Genomic DNA, 2,579 nt, shown 5'->3' with positions numbered 1-2,579 from the left:
GCGCACATGCAAAGCTGGGTGGCGCAGTTGGACAAACGCAGCGCGTGCGAGCCGGTGCAGTTCCATGTGCGCCGCCAAAATGGCGCTAAGCAACTGGAGCTGCAAGCGGGCGTGGACAGTGGCTTGCGCCCTGGTGACCGGGTGTTGCTGATGAACCCCAGCCAAGTGCCCAGCCGCATGCTGGAAGCGGGGGTAGCCCAGCATTTGGCGTTGGCCCAAGTGGTCAAGGTGGGCCCGCACCGTACCGAACTTCAACCCTTGGCCGGCCCCGCGTTGACCAGCCAGGGCCCGTGGATGGCATTGCCTTTGTGAGCGCCTTCACCTTGACCCAGGATGTCACCATGTCTTTTGCTTCTTTGATTTCTCGCACTTGGTTTGCGCCGCGCACTTGGCACTTTTGGGCCGCCGTGTGGCTGGGCTGTGCTTGGGCCAGCGGGCCTGGCACCGCTTTGGCCGCAGACAATGCGGCCGCGTCGGCTTCAGCCCTCAAGGTTTTGCTGGGGTCTGCCGTGCCTTCGTCTGCGCCTATGCAGGCCATGGCCGGGGGAACCAGTGACAGCGCATCGGCGGCCCAGGCAGGCCCAGCTGTGCAAGGACAAACCGTCACGGTGCAAAGGGGCGAAACCCTGGACCGCGTGATCCGTAGGGCTTTGCCCCATTTGCCTTTGCAAGTAGACTTTTTGCGCAAAGCCTTTGTGACGCTGAACCCCCAGGCCTTCCCCACGGGTTCGGTTCACTTGATCCGATCGGGCAGCACACTGCAAGTGCCCAGCATGGCGGCGCTGCGCCAAATGATGGTGCAACAAACCCCGGCGGCAGCGGCTTTGTTTGAGGCAGATGCGGTGGGCGCGTCGGGCACATCGGGCCAGCACAGCGCTGGCGACAAGCGCCGCTGGGTGCGCTTTCCTTGATGCCGATTCGGGCCAGCACATGATCACCGGGGCGGAAACCGCCCACCTGAACCCCAAAACCCCGACCATTTTTTTGGAGGGGCGTTTGCCTTTGGTGGTGGAACGCACGGCAGCAGAGCTGGGTTTGCGCGACGGGCAAGTGGTGCAGACCACGGTCGAGGCCCGCCTTGATCGGCTGCGGTTGAACCTGCAAGACCCGGCCCAAGCCGGGCGCTTCATTGACCTGCCCAAAGAGCTGCCCGCAGGGCTGAGGCTGGCCTCGGGCGACACGGCTTTGTTTCGTGTGCAGGTGCAAAACGACGGCTCGATTTGGTTACGTCCCTTGCAGGCGCAGACAGGCGCAGGGGCCGCAGGGCCTGCAGGTGCGGCAACGGCCGAGGCCTTGCTGCCCGGCCGCATGCAGCAGCTGGGTTTCAGACCGCCCGACATGGCGGCCTTGGCGCAGTTGCTGCGACCGGGCGGACTTGACACTTTGATGCAAAACCTGAGCCCGGCCACGCCCGGGCTGGCGGCTTTGCAGCAATGGCAAAACATGCGCCCGAGCATGGCCCAACTGACGCCCGCCAAACTGCAACAGCTGATGCAACGCAGCGGCTGGATGACCGAGGCCTTGCTCTTGAATGGCCAAGGCCAAGGCCAGGGTGCGGTGGACCTGAAATCGGGCTTGCGACAACTCTTGCGTTGGCTGCAGACCACCGGCGGTGAGGGCTTGGGCCGCATTCAGGATGCGGTCGACGACATCGAATCGCGCCAACTCACGGCGGCCGAAACCTTGACGGGCCGGGAGTGGGTGTTTTCCATAATGCTGCCGTTTGCAGACGCCGAGCCGGTGGCGCTGCGTTTTGTGCGGGGCCGACGCCCGCCGGGCGAAGAAAAAGCGCCCTTGGTGATCCACCTGCACACCCGCAACCGCGATTTGGGCGAGATCTGGCTGCAAACGCGCATCAGCAGCGAGACCGAGGTGGACATGGTGATGTGGGCCTTGCGCGAAGACGTGGTGCAACGCGCCCGCGACATGTCGCCCAACCTGGAAGAAGAACTGGACAGCGCCGGGCTGCACATGACCCGATTGCAAGTGATTCATGGCCCCGGCCCCGCCGAGCCCATGCCCTGGAGCCCACCCGAGACGGGCAGTTTGCTGGACGTGCAAACATGAAAGCCCCGCTCAAAGAAGCCATTGCCCTGGAATACGGCAAGCGCAAAACCCCGGTCATCAGCGCCAAGGGTGAGGACGAGCTGGCCCAGCGCATCATCGACGAAGCCCAACGCCACGGCGTGTACGTGGCCGAAGACCCGCAGCTGCTGGCCTTGCTCAGCCGCATCGACCTGGACCAAGAAATCCCGCCCGAGCTGTACACCGCCGTGGCGGTGATCCTGTCCTGGGTCTACTGGCTCAAAGGCATGCGCCCCGGCGACGAAAAAAACCCAGCCCCATAAATCGCGACCCTGAGGCCCGACACCTCCCCTAGGTCGCGGCCTTTACGGTCCGACACATCCCCCGTAGGTCGCGGCCTTCAGGTCCGACACCTATCCCCTCGCGAAGCGACATTTCATGCGGCGTTGGCGCACCACCCATGTCGGACCTGAAGGCGCCGACCTACGGATACCCAACGCCCCCCGTAGGTCGCGGCCTTCAGGTCCGACACTCCCCCGTAGGTCGCGGCCTTT

Annotated in this window: 4 protein-coding genes; all 4 read left to right on the top strand. The window is 64.4% G+C overall.

Going from position 1 to position 2,579, the window contains the following annotated elements; translation table 11 throughout:
• Positions 1-312, top strand: a 312-nt coding sequence (locus Q0341_RS08650) for a hypothetical protein (protein ID WP_299512172.1), incomplete at its 5' end; no start/stop codon positions are given.
• Positions 313-341: 29 nt separating this feature from the next.
• Positions 342-911 (top strand): hypothetical protein, encoded by a 570-nt coding sequence (locus Q0341_RS08645; protein WP_299512170.1) that lies wholly within the window; start codon positions 342-344, stop codon positions 909-911.
• A gap of 19 nt (positions 912-930) precedes the next feature.
• Positions 931-2,067: a hypothetical protein gene (locus tag Q0341_RS08640; RefSeq protein WP_299512168.1), complete on the top strand. Its 1,137-nt coding sequence runs from the start codon at positions 931-933 to the stop codon at positions 2,065-2,067.
• Positions 2,064-2,348, top strand: coding sequence for an EscU/YscU/HrcU family type III secretion system export apparatus switch protein (locus Q0341_RS08635; protein ID WP_299512164.1), 285 nt, complete (start codon positions 2,064-2,066; stop codon positions 2,346-2,348). The genes Q0341_RS08640 and Q0341_RS08635 overlap by 4 nt, the downstream gene beginning before the upstream one ends.
• The last annotated feature ends 231 nt before the right edge of the window (positions 2,349-2,579 follow it).

It is taken from the genome of uncultured Limnohabitans sp. (assembly GCF_937889215.1).
In the GTDB taxonomy this organism is placed as follows: Bacteria; Pseudomonadota; Gammaproteobacteria; order Burkholderiales; family Burkholderiaceae_C; genus Limnohabitans_A.
This window is presented reverse-complemented; position numbering and strand designations above follow the sequence as displayed.

Coding starts and splice junctions, on each gene's coding strand:
- Q0341_RS08645 (WP_299512170.1), top strand. CDS start 342: ATGTCTTTTGCTTCTTTGATTTCTCGCACTTGGTTTGCGCCGCGCACT.
- Q0341_RS08635 (WP_299512164.1), top strand. CDS start 2,064: ATGAAAGCCCCGCTCAAAGAAGCCATTGCCCTGGAATACGGCAAGCGC.
- Q0341_RS08640 (WP_299512168.1), top strand. CDS start 931: ATGATCACCGGGGCGGAAACCGCCCACCTGAACCCCAAAACCCCGACC.